Source organism: Streptomyces sulphureus DSM 40104 (genome assembly GCF_000381025.1).
Classification (GTDB): Bacteria; Actinomycetota; Actinomycetes; order Streptomycetales; family Streptomycetaceae; genus Streptomyces; species Streptomyces sulphureus.
Genome location: NZ_KB905819.1, coordinates 296,843 through 319,703 on the forward strand (window position 1 = coordinate 296,843; position 22,861 = coordinate 319,703).

Annotated in this window: 16 protein-coding genes and 1 tRNA gene; 14 read left to right on the plus strand and 3 right to left on the minus strand. The window is 70.2% G+C overall.

Features of this window, described 5'->3' with window-relative positions; genetic code table 11:
• Positions 1-82: 82 nt before the first annotated feature.
• The 10 genes from F603_RS0120585 (at position 83) to F603_RS0120630 (ending at position 14,264) form a co-directional block, all read left to right on the plus strand.
• The gene (locus tag F603_RS0120585) at positions 83-673 is read left to right on the plus strand and encodes a hypothetical protein (protein ID WP_019547860.1); all 591 of its coding nucleotides are present in this window, start codon (positions 83-85) and stop codon (positions 671-673) included.
• An 82-nt stretch (positions 674-755) separates the two neighbouring features.
• Positions 756-2,270, plus strand: a complete 1,515-nt coding sequence (locus tag F603_RS0120590) for a DUF7059 domain-containing protein (protein WP_019547861.1) — start codon at positions 756-758, stop codon at positions 2,268-2,270.
• 227 nt (positions 2,271-2,497) lie between these two features.
• Positions 2,498-5,374: a type I DNA topoisomerase gene (gene topA, locus F603_RS0120595; RefSeq protein WP_026328586.1), complete on the plus strand. Its 2,877-nt coding sequence runs from the start codon at positions 2,498-2,500 to the stop codon at positions 5,372-5,374.
• 230 nt (positions 5,375-5,604) lie between these two features.
• A complete protein-coding gene (tmk, locus tag F603_RS0120600) occupies positions 5,605-8,724 on the plus strand; it encodes a dTMP kinase (RefSeq protein ID WP_019547863.1) in 3,120 nt (1,039 codons plus the stop codon).
• 97 nt (positions 8,725-8,821) lie between these two features.
• Positions 8,822-10,030 (plus strand): DNA polymerase III subunit delta', encoded by a 1,209-nt coding sequence (locus F603_RS0120605; protein ID WP_019547864.1) that lies wholly within the window; start codon positions 8,822-8,824, stop codon positions 10,028-10,030.
• Positions 10,031-10,179: 149 nt separating this feature from the next.
• Entirely contained in the window at positions 10,180-11,808 is a 1,629-nt protein-coding gene (locus F603_RS0120610; RefSeq protein ID WP_019547865.1) for an alpha/beta hydrolase, read from the plus strand.
• A gap of 77 nt (positions 11,809-11,885) precedes the next feature.
• A tRNA-Thr gene (locus tag F603_RS0120615) sits at positions 11,886-11,959 on the plus strand.
• A gap of 274 nt (positions 11,960-12,233) precedes the next feature.
• On the plus strand, positions 12,234-13,142 hold the full coding sequence (locus F603_RS35960; RefSeq protein ID WP_158678664.1) for a hypothetical protein: 909 nt from the start codon (positions 12,234-12,236) through the stop codon (positions 13,140-13,142).
• A 2-nt stretch (positions 13,143-13,144) separates the two neighbouring features.
• On the plus strand, positions 13,145-13,780 hold the full coding sequence (locus F603_RS35965) for a restriction endonuclease fold toxin-2 domain-containing protein (RefSeq protein ID WP_245600854.1): 636 nt from the start codon (positions 13,145-13,147) through the stop codon (positions 13,778-13,780).
• Between the two features lie 67 nt (positions 13,781-13,847).
• On the plus strand, positions 13,848-14,264 hold the full coding sequence (locus F603_RS0120630) for a hypothetical protein (protein WP_019547868.1): 417 nt from the start codon (positions 13,848-13,850) through the stop codon (positions 14,262-14,264).
• 142 nt (positions 14,265-14,406) lie between these two features.
• Here the strand turns inward: F603_RS0120630 and F603_RS0120635 are convergent, their stop codons facing one another.
• From F603_RS0120635 to F603_RS0120645, 3 genes are all read right to left on the minus strand, one after another.
• Positions 14,407-15,576 (minus strand): hypothetical protein, encoded by a 1,170-nt coding sequence (locus tag F603_RS0120635; RefSeq protein ID WP_019547869.1) that lies wholly within the window; start codon positions 15,574-15,576, stop codon positions 14,407-14,409.
• A gap of 384 nt (positions 15,577-15,960) precedes the next feature.
• Complete coding sequence (locus tag F603_RS0120640; RefSeq protein ID WP_019547870.1) at positions 15,961-17,556, minus strand: site-specific integrase; 1,596 nt, start codon at positions 17,554-17,556, stop codon at positions 15,961-15,963.
• Entirely contained in the window at positions 17,553-18,218 is a 666-nt protein-coding gene (locus F603_RS0120645) for a helix-turn-helix domain-containing protein (protein WP_026328588.1), read from the minus strand. Before F603_RS0120645 ends, F603_RS0120640 begins: the two co-directional genes overlap by 4 nt.
• 98 nt (positions 18,219-18,316) lie before the next feature.
• Between F603_RS0120645 and F603_RS0120650 the strand changes: the two genes are divergently transcribed.
• The 4 genes from F603_RS0120650 (at position 18,317) to F603_RS0120665 (ending at position 22,740) form a co-directional block, all read left to right on the plus strand.
• On the plus strand, positions 18,317-18,565 hold the full coding sequence (locus F603_RS0120650) for a hypothetical protein (RefSeq protein ID WP_019547872.1): 249 nt from the start codon (positions 18,317-18,319) through the stop codon (positions 18,563-18,565).
• 219 nt (positions 18,566-18,784) lie between these two features.
• Positions 18,785-20,236 (plus strand): DUF3631 domain-containing protein, encoded by a 1,452-nt coding sequence (locus F603_RS0120655; protein WP_078503709.1) that lies wholly within the window; start codon positions 18,785-18,787, stop codon positions 20,234-20,236.
• Positions 20,237-20,398: 162 nt separating this feature from the next.
• Positions 20,399-21,022 (plus strand): plasmid mobilization relaxosome protein MobC, encoded by a 624-nt coding sequence (mobC, locus tag F603_RS32490; RefSeq protein WP_026328589.1) that lies wholly within the window; start codon positions 20,399-20,401, stop codon positions 21,020-21,022.
• Positions 21,019-22,740, plus strand: a complete 1,722-nt coding sequence (locus tag F603_RS0120665; RefSeq protein ID WP_019547875.1) for a relaxase/mobilization nuclease domain-containing protein — start codon at positions 21,019-21,021, stop codon at positions 22,738-22,740. Before mobC ends, F603_RS0120665 begins: the two co-directional genes overlap by 4 nt.
• Positions 22,741-22,861: the final 121 nt, after the last annotated feature.

Sequence of the window (22,861 nt, forward strand, 5' to 3'; positions counted from 1 at the left end):
AAATGGCTGCAATACGGGCGGAGCTGTCCGGCGGCCGCCTCGCGCACCGACCCGTCCCGTGTATGTTCCGGGCCGAACAGCCATGGAAGGGACCGAACCGGTGAACAAGAAGCTCGCGCTCGCACTCACCTCCAGTGCGGCACTCGCACTCGCGCTGACCGGATGCGGCGACGACAGCGGCGAGAAGACGGACGAGTGGGCCAAGAAGGTCTGCGACGACGTGCAGCCCCAGGTGAAGAAGATCCAGGAGGCGAACTCCTCGATCAACGAGGCATCCCGCCAGAACCAGTCGTCCGAAGAGGTCAAGAAGACCGACTCGGCCGCCTTCCAGCAGATCTCCGGCGCCTACAAGTCCCTCGCCCGCTCCGTCGACAATGCGGGTGCGCCCCCCGTCGACGACGGCGAGAAGCTCCAGAAGGACGCGGTCGACGAGCTCAACGGCCTCTCCAAGCAGTACGCCGGCCTCAAGTCCACCGTCGACAAGCTCGACACCGACGACCAGTCGAAGTTCGCACAGGGCCTGAAGAACATCGCGAGCAAGCTCGACACGCTCGGCAAGAACGGCGACAGGGCGCTCAACAAGCTCCAGTCCGGCGACGTCGGCAGGGCAATGTCCGAGCAGAAGGGCTGCCAGCGCCCGTCCACCTCCGCGACTCCGCCGTCGCCGTCCTGACCGCCGGCGGGGCGCCCGTACGCACCTCCCCGCCGGGGGCACACCCGCTCCCGGCGCGGGGCACGCGCGTCACAATGGGCGCGTGAGTACGTACGAGCTTCCCCGTCCGGAACCGCAGACCGCAGAGCGCCTCCGCAAGGCGCTCCTTACCGCCGGCTTCACCGCCGACGGGTTGCTGGAGCTGCTGGGCGCCCCCGCTTACGCCGCGCTCGCCCGCGGCGAGACCGTCCCCGCGCTCCGAGCGACGCGCGGGGACGGCGCTCTGGAGGCGCTGGTCCGGCTCTTCCTTCTGCAGCAGCCCGTTCCCGCCGAGCGGGCCGAACAGTTCCTGCCGCTCCCCGAGGCGCTCGCGGACGGGTGGCTCGCCCGCGTCGACGACGACGTGCACGCCACTGTCGACATCCGCCCCTACGGCGGCCCCGGCGAGGAGGACTGGTGGATCGTCAGCGACCTCGGCTGCGCCGTCGGCGGCCGGGACGGAGCGCACCGCGGTGGCGAGGCCGACCGCGAGGTGGTGCTCGGTGTCGGCGGCGCGTCGACGACGCTCGCCGGCCTCGCCCTCCGCAGCCCCGTGCGCAACGCCCTCGATCTCGGTTCCGGTTCGGGCGTGCAGACGCTCCACCTGAGCCGGCACGCCACCTCGGTGACCGCGACCGACCTCAACCCCCGCGCCCTCCGCTGCACCCGGCTCACGCTCGCGCTCTCCGGTGCGCCGGCCGCCGAGCTCCGGGAGGGCTCGCTCTACGACGCGGTCCGCGGCGAGGGACCGTACGACCTGATCGTCTCCAACCCGCCGTTCGTCATCTCGCCCGGTGCCCGGCTCACCTACAGGGACGGCGGTATGGCCGGCGACGACCTGTGCCGCGGCCTCGTCGAGAGGAGCGCCGAACACCTCGCGGACGGCGGGTACTGCCAGTTCCTCGCCAACTGGGAGCACCGCGAGGGCGAGGACTGGCGTGAGCGCGTCTCCTCCTGGGTTCCCCAGGGGTGCGACGCCTGGATCGTTCAGCGCGAGGTGCAGGACGTCGCCGAGTACGCGGAGCTGTGGCTGCGCGACGCCGGCGACCACCGCGGCGACCCGGCCGCGTACGCGGAGCGGTACGACGCGTGGCTGGACGAGTTCGCGCGCAGGGGTACGCACGCGGTCGGCTTCGGCTGGATCACCGTGCGGCGCGGCGGGGCGCGTACCCCCGCGGTGCTCGCGGAGGAGTGGCCGCACCCCGTGGAGCAGCCGCTCGGAGAGACGATCGCGGCGCACTTCGCTCGGCAGGACTACCTCCGCTCCGTCGACGACGCCGACCTCCTCGCGGGCCGCTTCGTCCTCGCCGACGGTGTGGTCCAGGAGCAGGTCGGAACCCCCGGCTCCGAGGACCCGGAGCACGTGGTGCTGCGGCAGCAGCGGGGCATGCGCAGGGCGACGAGCGTGGACACCGTCGGCGCCGGTTTCGCCGGTGCCTGCGACGGTTCGCTGCCTGCCGGGCGCATCCTCGACGCCATCGCGCAGCTCCTCGGCGAGGACCCGGCCGTGCTCCGGGCGCGTATGCCGGAGGCGCTGCGGCTCCTCGTCGAGCAGGGGTTCCTGGAGCCGGCCGGGTAGCGCGGGGGCGGGGGCGCGCGAAGCCGAGCCGAGTGGGAGGTTCGGCGTGCCGGGGTACATCCCGTGGCGCACCAGCAGGTCGCGGTCGTGGGGATCAGGGGGCGGAACACCTGGCTGTCGGGTTACCGTTCGAGTGGCGTTGCGGACTTTTCCCGTTTGACATGGGGGCGGGAGGTACCGTCACACTCCGCAGCGACACCGATGCCCACCGGAGAGAAGAGCGACAGTTGTCCCCGACCCGCGAGACCGCAGACGGCGGGCGCCGACTCGTGATTGTCGAGTCCCCTGCCAAGGCCAAAACGATCAAGGGCTATCTCGGCCCTGGTTATGTGGTCGAAGCCAGCGTCGGGCACATCCGCGACCTGCCGAACGGTGCCGCCGAGGTCCCCGCCAAGTACAAGGGAAAACCCTGGGCCCGGCTCGGTGTCAACGTCGACGAGAACTTCGAGCCGCTGTACGTCGTCAACAGCGACAAGAAGGACCAGGTCAAGAAGTTGAAAGAGCTTCTGGCCGAGTCCGACGAACTCCTCCTCGCCACCGATGAGGACCGCGAGGGCGAGGCGATCGCGTGGCACCTGAGAGAGGTGCTGAAGCCGAAGGTCCCCGTCCGCCGCATGGTCTTCCACGAGATCACCAAGAGCGCCATCCAGGACGCCGTCCAGCACCCGCGCGAGCTCAACCAGCGACTCGTCGACGCGCAGGAGACGAGGCGCATCCTCGACCGCCTCTACGGCTACGAGGTCTCGCCCGTGCTGTGGAAGAAGGTGATGCCGAAGCTCTCGGCCGGCCGCGTGCAGTCGGTCGCGACGCGGCTCGTCGTCGAGCGGGAGCGCGAGCGGATCGCCTTCCGTTCCGCCGAGTACTGGGATCTGACCGGCACGTTCGCAACGGGGCGGGCGGGGGACGCCTCGGACCCGAGCACGTTCGGTGCCAGGCTCAGCAGCGTCGACGGCCGCCGTGTGGCGCAGGGCCGCGACTTCGGTGCGGACGGCCGGCTCAAGGACTCGGCCCAGGTCCTCCACCTCGACGAGGAGCAGGCGCGCGCGCTCGCCGCCGCGCTGGAGGAGACGGTCTTCACCGTCCGCTCCGTCGAGTCCAAGCCGTACCGCCGCTCCCCGTACGCTCCCTTCCGCACCACGACGCTCCAGCAGGAGGCGAGCCGCAAGCTCGGCTTCGGTGCCAAGTCGACGATGCAGGTGGCCCAGAAGCTGTACGAGAACGGCTTCATCACCTACATGCGGACGGACTCCACCACCCTCTCCGACACCGCGGTCAACGCGGCCCGTGCGCAGGTCACCCAGCTCTACGGCGGCGAGTACCTCCCCGACAGGCCCCGTACGTACGCGGGCAAGGTGAAGAACGCGCAGGAGGCGCACGAGGCGATCCGCCCCTCGGGCGACCGCTTCCGCACCCCGGCCGAAACGGGCCTCACCGGCGACCAGTTCCGGCTCTACGAGCTGATCTGGAAGCGCACCGTCGCCTCGCAGATGAAGGACGCCACGGGCCAGTCGGTCACGGTCCGCGTCGGAGGCAGGTCCTCGGACGGCCGCGAGGCGGAGTTCAGCGCCACCGGCAAGGTGATCACCTTCCACGGTTTCCTCAAGGCGTACGTCGAGGGCGCCGACGACCCCAACGCCGAGCTCGACGACCGAGAGCGCCGCCTCCCGCAGGTGAGCGAAGGCGACTCCCTCTCGGTCGAGGAGCTCACCGCCGACGGCCACGCGACCAAGCCTCCGGCCCGCTACACCGAGGCGACGCTGGTGAAAGAGCTGGAGGAGCGGGAGATCGGCCGCCCCTCCACCTACGCCTCGATCATCAGCACCATCCTCGACCGCCGCTACGTCTTCAAGAAGGGCACGGCCCTGGTGCCGTCCTTCCTGAGCTTCGCCGTCGTCGGCCTCCTGGAGAAGCACTTCGGGCGCCTCGTCGACTACGACTTCACGGCGAAGATGGAGGACGACCTCGACCGCATCGCAGCGGGCGACGCCGAGTCGGTCCCGTGGCTGCGCAGGTTCTACTTCGGCGAGGGCGACGCGGAGGGCGCGGCCGTCGAGGCCGGAGGCGACGGCGACCACCTCGGCGGGCTCAAGGAGCTCGTCTCCGATCTCGGCGCCATCGACGCCAAGGGCGTCTCGTCGTTCCCCGTGGGTGAGGGGATCACGCTGCGCGTCGGCCGGTACGGCCCGTACGTCGAGGGGCCCCCGCAGAAGGAGGACGAGCCGGGCCATCGCGCCGACGTCCCGGACGATCTCCCGCCGGACGAACTCACCGTCGAGTACGCGAAGGAGCTCCTCGCCAAGCCGAGCGGTGACTTCGAACTGGGCACCGAGCCGGAGACGGGCCGGGAGATCGTGGCACGCAACGGCCGCTTCGGCCCGTACGTCACGGAAGTGCTCCCCGAGGGCACGCCCAAGACGGGGAAGAACGCGGTGAAGCCGCGCACCGCCTCCCTGCTGCGCTCGATGTCCCTGGAGACGATCACGCTCGACGAGGCGCTGAAGCTCCTCTCGCTCCCCCGGCTCGTGGGCACGGACCCGCAGTCCGACGAGGAGATTTATGCCTATAACGGGCGCTACGGCCCCTACATGAAGAAGGGCACCGATTCGCGCTCGCTCGAGACCGAGGAGCAGATCTTCACGATCACGCTGGAAGAGGCGCTGGAGATCTACTCCAAGCCGAAGCAGCGCGGAAGGGCTGCGGCGAAGCCCCCGCTCAAGGAACTCGGCACGGACCCGCAGACGGAGAAGCCGGTCGTCGTGAAGGACGGCCGCTTCGGCCCGTACGTCACCGACGGCGAGACCAACGCCACGCTGCGCCGGGACGACGACGTCGAGACGATCACGGCGGAGCGCGGCTTCGAACTCCTCGCGGACAAGCGGGCGAAGGGGCCGACGAAGAAGGCGGCGAAGAAGACCGCTGCCAAGAAGACCGCTGCCAAGAAGACGGCCGCGAAGAAGACCGCGGCGAAGAAGACGGCGAGCAAGTCGACCGCGAAGAAGGCGGCGAAGAGCACCGCGAAGAAGACGACGGCGAAGAAGACGTCGTCGGACGGCGGTTCCGCCAAGGCGGAGAAGGCGGAGGCGGCGCAGGGCGCCGCAGAGTAGAGCCCCGATTGCGTGTGCCGGGGCGGCAAGCTCCCTGGGGGGCCGGGAGTTGACTCTTTCGGGGGGCGCCCCGGTTGCCCGGGTGGACGCAGCAGGAGAGGTGCGCGTCGGGGATGCGGCGGGTTGCCCCGGAAGCTCCGAGGTCCCGCTCGCCCGCGCCACCCCTCGCTCCCCGCCCGTTTGTTCGGCCACCGCCACAAGGTGTCGGTCACTCCCGATACGCTGGCGGAATGACGCGTGCAGAGCAGCCAACGGGCGCGAACCCCACACCCGACGACGCCCTCGCCGCTGAGTCTCGCGACGGCGCCGTGGGGGCGCTGTTGCGCTTCCCGCCGTTGCGGCGGCTGTGGAGTGCTCAGTTCGCCGGCGGGATCGGCGACATCCTGGGCCTCCTGGTGCTGGTCCTGCTGGCGGTGCAGGCCGCCACCGTCCATGCGATCAGCGGGGACCCGATCTTCGGCGGCGGGTACCGCGACATCGCGCTGGTCGTCGCCGTCGTCCTCGGCGTGCGCCTGCTCGCCGTCCTCCTCTTCGGCGCGGTGCTCCTCGGGCCCGTATCGGCGCTCGTCAACCAGGAGAAGAAGATCCTCGACCGGCGCTGGACGCTCTTCGGGACGCTCGCGTTCCGCGCCGCCGCGCTGATCGTCGCGCCGCTCTGGATCGACTGGACCCCGGGCAGCGCGTTCGCGTTGATCCTCGTGACGGTCTTCACCACCGGTGTCGCCGAGCGCCTCGCCACCGTCACGAGGGACGCCGTCGCCCCGGCGCTGCTTCCGGAGCCGCCGCCCGGACTCGCCGGCGCCGAGCGGGAGTTCAACGGCATCACGCTGCGCCCCGTCCCCGACCACCGCGAGGCGCTCGGGCGGCTCTGGCTGCGCACCGGCTTCGGCGCGCTGCCGCTCGCCGCGACCGCCCTCGTCGTGGCGACCCTCGTCGGCAACCTTCTCGGCGCCGGCGTCGCCTGGTTCGCCGACCACCAGGCCGCGCTCGCCTCGTACATCGCGGCCGGCCTCCTCGCCGCCGGTGCCTCGCTCACCTACTTCCTCGCCCTCCCCGACACCCCGACCTCCCGTCCGCGGTCCCCGTTGGAGGGCCTGCGTCGGCCTCGGTCGGCCGAGGGGACGGAGAAGGGGCGCACAGGTGCCGTCGGGCTGCTCGTGCTCGCCGGCTCCGCCGTCGGGGGCGCTCTGGCCGGGGCCGTCGGGCTCGCCGTGCTCGAGGCGTTCGACCTCGGCGGCGGTCCCGTCGCGTTCGGGCTGCTGGTGCTCGGGCTCACCGCCGGCGCGGTGGCGGGAGTTCGCCTCGCTCCCCGGACGCTGCCCGCGCTCTCCCGGCGCCGGCTGCTGCCGCTCTCGCTCGCCCTCACCGGCGTCGCGCTGCTGTGCATGGGGCTCGTCCCCGACACGGCCACCGTGCTCGTGCTCTCCGTACTCGCGGGAGCAACCGCCGGTGTGGCGGCGAACACCGCCCACGCCCTCCTCGACCAGGAGACCGAGGAGTCCCGTCGGGCCAGGACCACCGCGCACCTCCAGGCCGTCGTCCGGCTCACCGTCGCGATCTGCGCCGTGGCGGCGCCCGTGCTCGCGGCGTTCATCGGCCGGCACCGCGTGGAGAGCGGCGAATTCGTCTTCGCGCACGGCGGTGCCTCCTTCACGCTGATGCTCATCGGTGCACTGCTGCTGCCCGTCGCCGCCCTCGTCCTCGGCCGGCTCGACGACCGGCAGGGCGTGCCGCTCCGCCGGGACCTCGCGGACGCCTTCGGGGCCGACACCTCGGGCCGGGCACCGTCGGAGCACGGCTTCTTCCTCGTCCTCGAAGGAGGGGACGGCGCGGGCAAGTCCACGCAGGTCGAGGCGCTCGCCGAGTGGCTCAAGGGCAAGGGTCACGAGGTCGTCGTCACCAGGGAGCCCGGCGCGACGCCGATCGGCAAGCGCCTTCGCTCCATCCTGCTCGACGTCTCCTCGGCGGGCCTCTCCCACCGGACGGAGGCCCTCCTCTACGCCGCGGACCGCGCGGAGCACGTCGACACCGTCGTGCGTCCTGCCCTGGAGCGCGGCGCCGTCGTCCTCTCCGACCGGTACATCGACTCCTCCGTCGCCTACCAGGGCGCCGGCAGAGACCTCGCGCCGAGCGACATCGCGCGCATCTCGCGGTGGGCGACGGACGGCCTCGTCCCGCACCTCACCGTGCTCCTCGACGTCGTGCCGCAGACGGCCCGCGAACGCTTCACCGAGGCGCCGGACCGCCTGGAGTCCGAGCCGCCCGAGTTCCACGAGCGGGTTCGCGCGGGCTTCCTCACCCTCGCCGCCGCCGACCCTGCCAGGTACCTCGTCGTCGACGCCGCGCAGGCCCCGGAGACGGTCACCACCGCGGTCCAGCACCGTGTCGACCAGGTCCTGCCGCTCTCGGAGGCCGAGAAGCAGGCGCAGGAGGAGGCCCGCAAGGCAGCCGAGGAGGAGGCACGCCGGAAGGCCGAGGAGGAGCGCAAGCGCAAGGAGGAAGAGGAGCGCCTGGAGCGCGAACGCCAGGAGCAGCTGGAGAAGTTGCGCGCCGAGGAGGAGGAGCGCAAGCGGCGCGAGGCCGAGTTCCAGAAGCAGCAGGAGGAGGCCCGTCAGGCCGAGGAGGCGAGGCGCAGAGCCGAGGAGGAACGCCGGCGTCAGGAGGAGGAAGAGCGCAGGGAGCGCGAGCGCCGCGAGGCGGAGGAGCGCGCGTACCAGGAGGAGCAGGAGCGGCTCCGCCGGCGCAAGGCCGAGGAGGAACGGCTCCGCGCCGAGGCCGAGGAGCGCCGGCAGGAACGCCAGCGCAAGGCGGAGGAGGCGCTGCTCCGCACCGAGCGTGCGCGCGAGGCCGAGCAGCAGCGGGAGGCCCCGTCCGCCGCACCCGACGGCACCGAGGCCGACACGACGAAGCTCCCCCAGGTCCCCGGTGCGGGCACGGGGCGGCGGCACTCCCTCTCGAAGGAGCCGAAGGCCGAGTGGCCCTCCTCGGACGAGACGCGCCCGCTCCCGCAGGCCGAGTGGCCGGGGGAGGAGACGACCGTCCTGCCTCAGGTGCCGGGGGAGGAGGCGCCGCGTCCCGAGGGCTCGGAGGCTGACACCGCCGAGTGGCAGTTCCGCCGCGAAGGCTTCGCTGCCGCCGAGTTCGAGGAGCGCACGCGCGAGATGCCGCAGGTGGCCCCGGAGGAGGAGAAGCCTCGCCGCCCGCGCCCCGAGTGGGCGGAGGAGACCCCGCTCGACGACGTCCCCTCGCTCGCCGACGAACTCCTCGGCCCGCACGACGACGACTGGCAGCGTCCCGAGGAGGAACGGCCCGGGCAGGAGGGCGGCGAGGACGGTCGGCGGGAGCGCTGAGCCGGAGCGGTGAGCGGCCGTCCGCCGTTGTCACCCCCGTCGACGACAATGGGGTGCACGGCGGACGAGCCGTGAGAGCGCGGGAAGGACGTGGACGATGGCTGTCTGGGACGACCTCGTTGGCCAGGAGCGGGCGACCCGGCAACTCGTGGCTGCCGCCGCCGACGCCGACTCGTTCGTGACGGCCGAGTCGCAGGCGCCGGGCTCGGCGAGGCTCTCGGGCTCATCGATGACGCACGCGTGGCTCTTCACGGGGCCGCCCGGCTCCGGAGTCGCCTCCGCCGCCCGCGCGTTCGCCGCCGCGCTCCAGTGTGTCAGTCCTGATCGCGCAGGTGACGGCCCCGGGTGCGGTTTCTGCGAGGGCTGCCACACGGCCGTCGTCGGGACGCACGCGGACGTCGAGGTAGTCCGTACCGACCTGCTCACCATCGGCGTCAAGGAGACCCGTGACCTCGTCCGCAGGGCGCAACTCTCCCCTGCGGGCGGGCGCTGGCAGGTGATCGTCCTGGAGGACGCCGACCGCCTCACCGAGGGCGCGGGGAACGTCCTGCTCAAGGCGATCGAGGAGCCGGCCCCGCGCACGGTGTGGCTGCTGTGCGCCCCCTCGACCGAGGACGTCCTCCCCACCATCCGCTCCCGCTGCCGCCACCTCGCGCTCCAGACCCCGCCCGTCGGCGCCGTCGCCGAAGCCCTCGTCACGCGGGACGGCATCGAGCCCGAGACCGCCGCCTACGCCGCCCGCGTCACCCAGGGCCACCTGGAGCGCGCCCGCCGGCTTGCGACGGACGAGCGCGCTCGCCAGCGCCGATCCGCCGTGCTGCGTCTGCCGGTAGAGGTCGACGAGGTCGGCAGCGCCCTGCGCGCCGCACAGCAGTTGATCGACGCCGCGGCCGAGGACGCCAAGCAGGTCGCCGAGGAGCTCGACGCCACGGAGACGGAGGAGCTGCGCGCCGCGCTCGGCGGCGCCGAGGGAAAGCGGATGCCGCGCGGCACGGCGGGCGCGATGAAGGAGCTGGAGGACCGCCAGAAACGCCGCGCCACGCGCACCCAGCGCGACTCCCTCGACCTCGCCCTCACCGACCTCACCGCCTTCTACCGCGACGTCCTAGCTGACCAGTTGGGCTCCCGCGGCGAGCTCTCCAGCGTCGACGCCCAGGACGCCGTCCACCGCCTCGCTGCCACCAGTCGGCCGGAGCAGACGCTCCGTCGGATAGAGGCCGTGCTGGAGTGCCGTACGGCGCTGAGCCGCAACGTCGCGCCGCTCCTCGCCGTCGAGTCGATGACGATGGCGCTCCGCGCGGGCTGAGCAAGCGCCGCCCTCGTCGGCGCAGGCGCGCGCACCGAGGCGCTGGCGCAAGCTGCGTGCGCCCCTGCAGGCCGTGGGAGGGTACGGGAGAAGCACCGGTGAGGACCGGAGCCGCGGGTGGCTCCGTCCGCGAAACGAGGGGTTGGTCCATGCACTCGAGGCTGCGTATCCGTCCGGGCCGCGGGCGGTCGGCCGCACGCCGCCCCGCCGCCGTGGTACTCGCCGCGGCGCTCCTCGCTGCCGGCTGCTCGGCCGGCGACGGCGGAGACACCTCGGACGGTTCCTCACGAGGCGCCGGCTCGGGAGCCAAGGACCCGGGCGACCCGGAGGCGAAGCCGCTCGAGCCCCTTCCCACCGAGGTACCGAAGTCCCTGAAGCCTTACTACGCACAGAAGTTGACGTGGGACTCCTGCGGCCAGACGGGTTTCGAGTGCGCCGAACTGCGCGCCCCTCTCGACTACGACTCCCCGCGGAAGAGCGAGGAGCTCAAGCTCTCCGTCGTTCGCAAGAAGACCGAGGGCGACGGCCGGCGCATCGGTTCCCTTCAGGTCAACCCCGGCGGCCCCGGGGGCTCCGCGATCGACTACGTCCAGCAGGCCGCGGCGCTTTCGTACCCGCAGGCGGTGCGCGACCGCTACGACATCGTCGGCATGGACCCCCGAGGCGTCGCCCGCAGCGAACCGATCGAATGCCTGGACGACGCCGGGATGGACACCTTCACCACGGTCGACCAGACCCCGGACGACGCCGAGGAGGTCGGCCAACTCACCTCCGCGTACAAGAAGTTCGCCGAGGGGTGCAAGAAGCGCTCGGGCGCGCGCCTAGCACACGTCTCCACCACGGAGGCCGCCCGCGACATGGACCTCCTCCGCAGCGCACTCGGCGACGACAGGCTCTACTACCTGGGCGCCTCCTACGGCACCTACCTCGGCGCGACGTACGCCGGCCTCTACCCGCAGCGAGCGGGCCGCCTCGTCCTCGACGGCGCGATGGACCCGTCCCTCAGCTCCCTCCGCATCAACCGCGAGCAGACGGGCGGCTTCGAGACCGCCTTCCGCGCCTTCGCGGAGGACTGCGTGGGCCGTACCGACTGCCCGCTCGGCACCGGCTCGGTGAAGGAGGCGGGCGAACGCCTCGCCGCCTTCTTCAAGAAGACCGACGCGCACCCCCTCAAGACGGACCAGAAGGGCCGCCGCCTCACCGAGTCGCTCGCGACCACGGGCGTGATCCGCGCCATGTACGACGAGGGGAGCTGGCCAGCCCTCCGCGAAGCCCTCAAGGACGCCCAGCGCGGCAACGGATCGTCCCTCCTGATGCTCTCCGACGACTACTACGAGCGCTCCCCCGACGGCAGCTACTCCAACATCATGTACGCCAACCCGGCGGTCAACTGCCTCGACATCCCACCCGCGTTCGACGGCCCCGGGGACGTCCGCAAGGCGCTCCCCTCCTTCGAGAAGGCGTCCCCCGTCTTCGGCCGCGGCTTCGCCTGGGCAGCACTCAACTGCGCGTACTGGCAGACCGACCCGGCGGACGAGCCCCACACCATCGAGGCGAAGGACGCCGCCCCCATCGTCGTCGTCGGCACCACCAGGGACCCGGCGACCCCCTACCGCTGGGCAGAGGGCCTCGCCGCCCAACTCTCCTCGGCCCGCCTCCTCACCTACGACGGCGACGGCCACACCGCCTACCTCCGCGGCAGCTCCTGCATCGACTCCGCCATCAACGACTACCTCCTCTCCAACAAGCCCCCCAAGGACGGCACCACCTGCTCCTGACCCCCACCAGGGCCGGTCGGAACCACCCACGACAACCCTGTAGACTTACGTTCGCCGCAGCCCCGACGGGCTGCCACGCCGCCTTAGCTCAGTCGGCCAGAGCGACGCACTCGTAATGCGTAGGTCGGGGGTTCGACTCCCCCAGGCGGCTCACTTAAGGGCCAGGTCAGATGCCTTCTGACCTGGCCCTTTGTCGTGTCCGGGGGTTTCGGGGCGTGGCGAGCTGCGTCCGCCGAAGGGCTTTGCGTGAGCGATGCGTGAGCGGAGGGGGTTCGGTGCCTCGGAGTGCTGCCGCAACGATCACGACATTGCAGCGTCCCGACAGGCGCAGGACTTGCCGATCTCACGGGTTCAAGCTCGGCGAGGTGTGTCAGTAGCCTCTTGTACGGTGAGGCCGTTGGTCAGCTGATCCATAGGGGGCGGGGTTGACCCTTCGACACCAGAGCGAGAACTTCGTGAACGCGTCCTGGCGGCTGGTCGACCTGCGTGACTTGATCTACAACGCGATTGGTCTGCTGTTCACGGAGCTGAAGGACAAGGGCGGCATGGCGGGGGATGACGGCGCCGGCCGTGCCTTCGCCACCGTTTACAAGCCTGCGGTCCAGGCCGTGTTCGACCAGGCCGGTTACGCCCACGTCGTGATGGCTTCAGGAGCAGGAGTACTGCTCCGGTCGGCGGAGAACTTCCTGAAGAACGACAGCCGCGTCGCGGCTGACCTCCTCGGACAAAGTCCGGAGGCGCCCGGCATCGGCCCACAGCCCTCCGGGCCCGACTGCACGGCCCGGGCCAGTCACCAGGCCGAGGATCTGCCCGGCGTCGTCGGCGAGACGAGCTGGACCGACCAGTACCTCCTCAGCCAGCGCTTCCACGGCGCGGCGGACAAGCTCCGTGCCGTTGCCGGGACATGGCGCAGCGCCGGCCGCCTGTTGGGCGATGTGTACTGGGATGCAGAGGCTGCTTGGAAGAAGGCCACCCTGAACCAGGCCGGAGAGACGGCGGATGCTGCGGAGAACTTCTTCAAGAAGTTCGTCGGCAAGCAGGCTCCCCCCTCAGTGATGTCAGCGAAAACGACACGCTCCTCGCGAATCTGCCCGCCGCGTGCAAGCTGCTCGCCAACGCCTGTGAGGCATACGCGGATCACGTCGAGACTGCTGAGCGCCGCATCCCGCAGGAGGCGGATCCGATTCTGGGCGAACCCCTCCCGGTCTGGGACAGAACCCAGTTCGGCGGTGAAGGCCACGACGGCGGTCTGCACGAGCTGGTCGCCGGAGACTCACGTATCGCCAAACTCGGCAACATACCCCACGCATTGGACAGTTCCCGGCAGCAGGTGAAGATGCCGCGCCTCGATGAGGACTCGGGCCTGCTTCCCTCGCTGCCTTTGCCGCTCGCCCCCTTGGTGCGGGTACCCACGCTCGTCCCGGCCGCTTATCACCCGCCCCAACCCGGTGTCCGAGTACAGCCGGTCGCCCCGCCCAGCCCGCCGGATCCGCGCTTCCCAACCCTCTCCCCGCCCGAGCACCAGAGTTTTCAGACCTGGCTGTCCTCCTTGCGGCCCGGCGACGTCTCCGGTGGCAAGCCGGCCGAGGTCGCCTACCAGAAGCGGGTGGCCGGGTATCCGGAGTACGAGGTGCCCATCCCGCTTGGCATCAGCGCGAACAGCACCCTCATGGTGGACGGTATGAGGGATCGCGACGGCATGGCCGTCGAGGCCAAGTACGTCAACAAGACCGACCAGCAGTGCTATCGCTCCCTGGACGAGCTGCGGGAAAATCACCAGAGCAGCAAGAAGGACTTCCTGTACGCGAAGGACCGCCAAGAGCTGGTCAAGTACAACGCCGCACTCCATGACCCGCGGAACACAGAGCTGCGCGGGGTGGAGACGGTGACGAACAACCGTGAATCTGTCGCCTATTGGCGCGTGATGATGGCCGCCTACGGGGTCAAGGGCTACGCGCGCCACGTTCCCTGACAGGCACCGCCGGAAAGAGAGTTGGCACCACCCATGGACCCTGCCGAGATCGGCCGAGCTCCGCACGATGTACGTATTCGGACCTGCTGACGGCCAGAGCTGGGGCCTGACCTTCGACGGTCTGAGCACCGCCCTGCGAGCCCGTACGCCAGAGGAGTTCGTGCGCATCGACGAGGAGCCGCAGGGCCCTGCCCCCGGCGGGCCATCGATGCTCTTCGGCTTCACGCTGGAAGGCGAGACGCTTGAAGGCATCGCGGCGGAGAAGCCAGAAGGCGCCTCGCTCCTCGACTCCACCACAGAAACGGCGGCCGACTTCGCTCTCTGGCTCAGGGAGAACATCGCCCCGGCGGGGAGCGCCATGGTGTTCAACACCGAGTGGGGCCTGGAAGAGGACCTGCCGGACACGCACCTCCCGGAGGAGTCCCGTGAAGCCATGATCGCGGCCTTCGTCCAGCACCTCGAAGACACCGGGAACCTCGACTGAACGACTCCGAGGACAACGGCGTGCCGACGGGGAGGCTGCGGTGTTTGCCGCGAAACGACACTCGGACGGTGCCGCCGCTGTTGTACGAGTGGGAACAATCGGGCCGGATGCGCACAGCATTTCGACGTCGATTCCCTGGGGGTCATTGCGCCTCGGCCGGATCATCGTCGAAGGCGAAGCTCAGCACCTCGTCGCGCAGACCTGCCACCACTTCTGCGTTGCGCAGCAATATCTTGGGCTCGTAGGTGAACGTCATCCTCAGGCGAGACATCCGCTCAAGGACCTCTTCGTCGGTCAGCTGCTCCGTCCACGCTGTAATGTCCGCAGCACTCGGAGCACCTTCGATCTGGCCGATCAGGTCGATGAGTCCGGGCCGGGCGATGGCAGCGCCCAGGCGCTGCTTGTGTCGCTCAGAGGCTGAGATCGTCGAGCCGGCCGCTATAGCAGCGCGCTCGTCCTCCTGCCCGACAGAGATTTCGTAGCGCGTCGGCAATGCGGGCTCGGGCAAGTCCCCGCCAGCGATGAGGCGCGGCACCGCCTGAGTTCGGATCCACCAGGAGATCTCGTCGAGCTCCGTCATCAGCACGGGCCAGCGGTCCGTGCCCGGCCTGTTGATTCCGACCGTTGGGAATAGGGTCACAGGCACTTGAGTGCCCAGCGGCGTCTCGGCGATGACGTCGCCGACGCGGATCGGCTCCTCGGGTCTGGCCGGCAGATCCCGCATGGAGCGCGGCAACTGGTCGTCCCGGTACATGGCCGCGAGCCGGACCGCCGTGATCGCCGGCGTCCGGTGCTTCGCGTGGTTCGTGTGGAGCGTCAGGCGAGCCAAGGGGTGGCTGTGCGGTTCGTTGACGCGCTGGAAGGGTTGGAGGTTTTCGATCCTGCGCACGAGCTCGCTCCCGGCGCGGAGCGATGGCGGGCCGTTCTTCGCGCGCTTCCTTAACCACTCGTCGAACTTCTTGTAGGTGTCCGACGCGGGGATCTCGACCAGCTTGGCCGCCCGCTTGTCGAGCTGCCCGCCCTCAAGGAACTCGACTTCGGCGAAGAGTGTGTGCTCTAGTGCGGCGCGCAGCGCCACCAAGGCGTCGGCCACGAGCAGTGAGACCTTCCGCGGGATCGGGGCGACGTAAACGACCTCGGTGCGGCTGACAGAGCCAGCCGGGAGCTCGCGAAGGGTGAACGTGCCGCCGGGCTGGGCCTGATAGTCGAACAGCAGGTCGCCGACCTGACCGATCAGATCGTCCGCGTGCGACAGTGTCGCAGCAACTCCGAGATGCCGTTCCGGGATCCAGTCGTGCGTCGGCCTCGTCACGCCGTAATTCTACCGACCGCCCCTGCAAAACCCGTGGCCGGAGAGTCGTCCGCCGCGGGCGCCGCCTTCGACACGACCGCGGCGGTGCTCCTCACGGAGATCGCCTGATCTGGCCGCAGGAACACAGCCACCGACCATCTGACACCGTGAGCCGTTTCCAATCTCTGCCGCAGGTTGGCCAGTTCGCCTGACGGTACGTCGAAGCCCCTGGTAGATGGGTTCTCGACCAAGAAATCCGTCTCCACCAGGGGGACTGAGGTTGGAAAACGCTCAGTAGCCTTCTGAACTGACCCGGGCCGAAGACCGGGATGGCGGGGTGTCGAGGGGCAGGCCCCGGCGGGGCGAGAGGCCGGAAGGTCGATTACGGGAGAGTCCGGGGCAGGCTTACGTGTCCTCGGCTTTGCCGTTCTTCCTCGCCTTCTTCTCCTGCTTCCCCTTCTTCTTCCGGCCCTTCTTGCCCTTGGCGGCCTTCTCAGACTTCGCCTTCCGCTGGATCGGGACCAGCCCGGCGGCGGCTTCGGCGGCGTCCTTGGCGACCTCAGGGAAGACGCTCTGGTAGATGTCGCGTGTGATCCGGGTGTCGCTGTGGCCGAGCGTCTCGGACACGATCTTCACGTCCACCCCGGCGGCGAGCATGAGCGTGGCCGCTCCGTGACGCAGGTCGTGCAGACGTATCGGTGGGAGTCCGGAGGAGGCGACGAGCCGCTCGAAGCGGTCCGTGATTTTGCCGGGGTGTAGCCAGGAGCCGTCCTCCTGAGTGAAGACCAGTCCGGTGTCCACCCAGCCCGACGCCCACTCCTCGCGTTCGGCGCGCTGACGCTTGCGATGCTGCTTGAGCACCCCGACAGTGTCGTCGTCGAGCGCGACGGGGCGGAAGCCGCTGTCGGTTTTCGGGTCGGACTCCTCGATCTCCCAGCCGTCCTGTACGAGTTGGGCCGTCACCGTGATGACATGACGCTCCAGGTCGGTCTCCGACCACATCTGCCCGCACGCCTCACCGCGACGCAGCCCGCGAAGGGCGATGAGGTGCCACATGGCATAGAGCCGATCGTCCGCCACGTGGTCGAGGAAGGCGCCGGTCTGCTCGGGCGTCCAGACCATGACGGGCGAGGGCTTCTCGCCGGTGACCTCCCACCTGGCCACACGCTCGTCGGTCCACACCAGAGCCTTCGGCTTACGTACGGGATCGAGTTCGACGTGCGCGGCCGGATTGAACGTGATGATCTGCTGCGCCATCGCGTCGTTCAGCGCGGCGCGCAGCGTCCCGCGAATGCGCTGGCGAGTGGCCGCGCCAGTGGTGCGTCGGAAGGCCGGCATGGCGTCGATCGCAGCCTTCATGGCCTTCCGGCGGGCGCGGTGCTCAGCCCCCTTCCACGGAACCGTTGCCAACTCGTCCACGGCCGCTCGCCGTTGCGCGTTCTGCTCCTCGATCTCGGCGTTGGCGTCCGAGATGGCCGTGAACATGTCCGTGAGGTGAGTGACACGGAGCCGGTCGAGACGCCGCCTGCCGAGGTGCGGCTTCAGGTGCACGCGGATGTCGGTCTCGTACCGGGTGACGCTGGACTTGCGTACGCGCTTGGACGCCAACCACCGGTCCAACCACTCGGCAACCGTGAGCCGACCGATCAGCTCCTGCCCTGAGTTGAGCCGCCGTCGCGTCTCTTCGACATCCGGTAGCGGCGACTTGTCGTCGGCCACCTCTTCCAGCATCTCGGCGATGAGGGAGATGCCTTCGGGATCCCCGGCGTCGGGGATGCTGAGGAGGGCACGTATGTGGTCGAGGTCGGCCTGGGCGGCCTTGAGCGTCTCGTAGCCGGCGCGGTTGAAGGCACGGCGGGTGCCGTCGTCGTGGTTCGGCAGCTCCTGGCGGATGGAGTAGGTGCCGTGCTTGCGGCTGCTGCGCTTGGGACAGGACGTGCCGAGCGGCTTTCCGGTCTCGGGGTCGCGGCAGTAGCAGCGGCGGTAGGTGGAGCCCTTCAATCTTCGTTCTCCTCGGGGGCGTTCAGGTCGTGCGGGTGCTCGTCGATGAATTCGAGCCCGGGGGCAAGGAGGGGCAGGTGGAGGCCCTCGCTGCGCATCTGGGCTCTGATGCGGCGGAGAGTGTCGTGGTCCTCCGTCGCGAGCTGCTCGAAGTGCTCGGCGGAGCGCAGGGCTCTCGCGCGCCGCTCGGGGTTGGGGGCGGTACTGCCGTGGTGGCGGTAGTAGTTGCTCTGGTAGGCCGCGTCCTGGGCCGAGTCGAGGGCGTCGTGGTGCATGCGGAAGAGGCGCAGGCTCCAGTCGGAGTCGAGACTGTCTTCCTCGCCGGTGAACCAGCTCAGCGCTCTCCAGGCGGGGACGGGATCGCGCAGGGGGAGTGCCTGGTATTCGTCGATGCGGCCGACCGGGATGATCAGGCTGATCGGGTTCGTGTGCAGGGCTTTGGCCAGGACCATGACCTCGGTCAGGGGCAGGTTGGTGCGGCGGCCAGATTCCATGTTGGCGATCACGTTGCGGGGGATGGGGTAGCCGATCTCCTCGCATGCATCGGCCACCTCCTGCGCGCTCATGTCCAACTCCTTCCTGCGTCGACGGACTTCTGCCGCGACGGTGGCGACGACCTGGGTCGACCACTCCGGAACATCATCCTCGTCAGCATGTGTCATGAAGACACAGTAGCTTGGTCATAGTGGTTACGGACATCGCGGCCCCGCGTGTCATCAGTGCGCCTGGGCCGGTACGCAACACGAGAACGGAGCCCTGCATGGGAGAGATCGAAAACGCCGGGATGCAGCGCGGCATGAGCCGTGCCGAGCTGCTCGCACTCCCCGCGGCGATCGATCTGGAAACGAGTAACCGCGCTCTTGCCCTGGGGCGCAGCAAGGGGTACGACCTCGCCCAGCGAGGCCAGTACCCGTGCCGGCTGCTGCGGCTGGGCAACGCCTACCGGGTGGTGACGGCGGAGCTTCAGGCTCTGCTGGGGGTGAGTGCCGATGAGCGTGAGGCGGCGTGAGCGCCGGGACCGTACACGGGCAGGTTGTGTCGCAGAGGCGCAATCTGCGTGGACTGTGCGGCGCGGTCGACGTACTGTCTCGTGGCCCGGACACAAAGCGGCCCCCGGCGCTGGAACGCCGAGGGCCGGAGTGTCCTCAACTGAACGCCCGTAGCTGAACGATCGAGTCGGTGGGTGCGGGGCCTAGCCCGCCCCGTACCCACCGGGTGAGGAACGCTTATGCCCGACGACTCTACGACGCCGCCCTCGCCGAGCGCATCCCCGAAATGCGTGTGGCCTCCGGCGGCGGTCCCCGGCCAGGGGCACCGCCCAGGCAGGGGCCGGGAGGACGGAGCGCCCGAGGACCAGTCTCCAGTAACTGCGGTCCAGGGGACCGACTCTGAGGACGAACCAGGAAACACACTGGTCAGTGGCGGACCCGAGGCGCGTCCTGTGGTGTCCGAACCATCGGTCCCCGAAGGAGCGGACCGGTCCGGGACCGGCGAGGTCAGCGCGGACCAGACGGACTGGCCCGCGGGGGCCGGACTACACGAACCATCCGGACCGGACCACGCGCGGACCGCGGGTGAGGGAGCCGAGCTGCTGGACGAACTGCGCTCCGCCATCGCCCGGTACGTGCTCCTGCCGGGCCAAGAGGCTCTGGATGCGGTCACGTTGTGGGTTGCGGCCACGCACCTGCAGCCCGCCTTCCAGCACCCGCCCCGGTTGGCGGTGGTCGGTCCGGCGAAGCGGTGCGGGAAGTCGCGGCTGCTGGATGTGGTCACCGAGACCGTGCACAAGCCGGTGATCACGGTCAATGCCAGTACGGCGGCGGTCTTCCGGTCGGTGACCGAGGAGCCGCCGACCCTGCTGGTGGATGAGGCGGACACGCTGTTCGGCAGTCCGAAGGTGGCGGAGAAGAACGAGGACCTGCGTGGCCTGTTGAACGCCGGTCACCAGCGCAACCGTCCTGCGCTGCGGATTGCCGGGCCGGAGCACAAGCCGGTCGAGTATCCGACCTTCGCCATGGCTGCGTTGGCCGGGATCGGTGACCTGCCGGACACCATCATGGACCGGTCGATCGTGGTGCGGATGCGACGGCGGGCGCCGGGTGAGAAGGTCGCCGCCTTCCGGGCCCGCCGGGACACCCCGCACCTGCATGAGCTGCGTGACCGGCTGTCCGCCTGGACTGACCGGATCTCCGGTCAGGCGGTCACCCGGGAGCCGCCGATGCCGGTCGAGGACCGTGCGGCGGACACCTGGGAGCCGCTGGCGGTGGTCGCTGACCTGGCGGGCGGTCACTGGCCGGCCACCGCGCGGTCAGCGTGCAAGACGATGTCCGCCTACGAGGCCGGTCAGGACGAGGAGGGCGGACTGAAGGTCCGCATCCTCGCCGACATCCGCACCGCCTTCGCCTCCTACGGCAACCCGGAGACCCTCTCCACCGCCCACCTGCTGACCGCCCTCAAGCGGGACGAAGAGGCGCCCTGGAATGACTACGGGCGCAACGGCCTGGAGGGACGAGGGCTTCGGGTGCTGCTGAACGACTACGGCATCCACTCGGTCAACGTCCGCTTCCCCGACGGCAGTCAGGTCAAGGGCTTCCACCGGAACATGTTCCTGGATGCCTGGCGACGCTACTGCCCCCTCCCCGAGGCCCCGGCCGACGTTCCGCCCGCGGCCGGTACCTGACCCGTATCGACCCGCCCCACTCGTCCCCGCGCAGGTCAGCGCGGGGATGGGTCTCTTCCCCGCAACGAGTCGACCCGTCCCACCCCGCCAACCCGTCCCAGCCTGCCCAGGGCTGCAACGGGTGGGACGAGTGCAACGCCAACCCTGCCCAGGAGAACAGCCATGCCCGAACACCACCCCGCGGACACCCCCATGCCCAACGCCAGTGATCGCGCAGCAAGGTATCCCGTTGGACCGTCCAAGGCCGGTTCCAACGGGGGTGCCTCCGCCCCGGGGGTGGCGGAGGCGAGCGGGCACCAGGGGGTGCCCGCACAGGCGGCGGCTGCCGTTGGCATCGGCCGCGCTGCGGAGGAGGCCGCGCTGCATCGCATCGCCCGACGTCGTCGGCGTAAGGACGTACAGCGGCGGGAGCGGGTCGATGTGCGTTACAGCACCGAGGAGAAGGCGAAAATCCTCGCCGAGGCCCGGTCGTTGAACATCGCGGGCGCCCACCTGGTGGGTGCCGCGGTCATGGCCTACCTGGACGGCGATCTGGCTCTGCCGGGCCAGCGCACCGCGATCGATGACCTCATCGACGAACTCGCTGCGCTGCGCGCCCAGATCGCTCCCGTCGGGAACAACGTGAACCAGATCGCCTTCCGGCTCAACAGCGGCGGCAGCCCACAGTCTGTGGACGCCGCCGTTCTGGAACGGGTCGAGCAGGCGCTGGAGACCGCCCAGGCCACGGTGGCGGCGATCGACACCGCTTCCTACAAGGCAGCGGCCAGCCGAGCGAGGGCCACATGATTGCCAAGATCAGCCGGGGCAAGAACACAGGCACGTTGCTGCGCTACCTCTACGGCCCCGGACGCGCCAACGAGCACACCGACCCCCACCTGGTCACCTCCTGGGACGAGTTCGCGCCCGACCCTGGCCGCAGCCGCGATCCCCAGGCCGCCCATCAGCAACTGACCCAGGCCCTCGACCTGCGCGTGCAGCAGGCCGGCGAAGCCGCACCCGCCCAGCACGTGTGGCACTGCTCGGTGCGTGCCGCGCCCGAGGACCGCATCCTCACCGATGCCGAGTGGGCCGCCATTGCCCACCGCGTCCTGCGTGCGACCGGCATCGCCCCCGAGGGGGACCCGGACGGCTGCCGCTGGGTCGCCGTCCGGCACGCCGACGACCACATCCACATCGCCGCCACCACCATCCGCGGCGACCTGCGCCCCGCCCGCCACTGGAACGACTACCTCACCGCCGACCGCGAACTAGAGGCCATCGAGAAGGACTACGGCCTGCACCAGTACGCACGCGGCGACCGCACCGCCGCCAAGCGCCCCAGCCGCGCCGAACAGGAAAAGTCCCACCGCTTCGGTCGCCGGCAGACCGCCCGCGAGCAGCTGCGCACCACCGTCCGTACCGCGGCCTCAGCTGCCGCCGACCCAGAGGAGTTTCTCCGTCTGCTAACCGACGCGGAAGGTGTCCTCGTCGAGGTGCAGCACTTCCCGTCCGGCGACATCCGCGGCTACAAGGTCGCCCTCCCCGACGACACGAACGCGGCAGGCGATCCGGTGTACTTCTCCGGCTCCAAGCTCGCCCCCGACTTGTCCTACCCCCAGATCCGCGAGCGCCTTGCCGCCACCGAAGCCGCCCCGGAACAGGAACGCACGAGCACGCGGCGCCCCGATCCGTGGCATCAGGCCACCGCAGCCCTCGACCGCATCCCCGCGCTCCTGGACCGCGGCCAGGATGACGCGGCAGCTCAAGCCCACCTCGCCGCCTTCGGTGAAACCCTCGACGCCCTTCCCCTCTGCGCTCCGCAGAGCCTTCGCCCTCAACTCCGTCAAGTTGCCACAGCGTTCGAGCGCGCCACGCGCTCCCGCACCCGAGCCGATCACCAGCACGCCCGCGCCCTGCGCGGCGCAGTCAAGGACATGCTCCGCCAGCCACCGGCCAAGGACGAGGCAGCCGCCTTCGCGATGCTGCTGGACGCAGCCGTCCTCGTAGCCGTCGCGGCATCACGCTGGCACGCGGCCCGCCAGCACAACCAGCAAGTCCGAGCCTCCCAGCAGACTTTCCTTCAACTTCAGGCTGCCTACCAGCACGCCGCACCTGGACCCTTGGCTGCTCTGGCGCAGCGCAGGCCGCCACAGGCGGAGACGGAGCGGTATGCCAAGCAGATACGCGAGACCGTGCCCAGCCACGCCGATCATGTCCTCGCCGACTCGACTTGGCCCGCACTCACCGCGGCCCTCGCCGAAGCCGAAAAGGCGGGCCACCGACCGGCCGCAATGCTCCAACAGGCTCTGCAACAGCGCAGTCTGGAGGACGCCCGGCATCCGGCCGGAGTACTCGTCTGGCGCGTCCATCGGCTCGCTCAGCGGCCCGCTCCCAGCGCCCGTGCCCTGGCAGCCCAGGCCCGCAGCCCCCACGGGCCTACAGCAGACCTTCCGCGCCCCCAGCCTCAGGAAGCCGCACCGCATCGACAGCCCAACCCCGCAACCACACACCGGCGTCGGCGCTGACACTCCCGGCTCCGGGGGCCCGGACCGAGCACTCAGCAGCCGACGTTCGTCGGGTGGTGTGCAGCGGAACACACGCCGCCGTCTGTCGGAGCGATCCGACCGGCAGACAGAGGATGGAGCT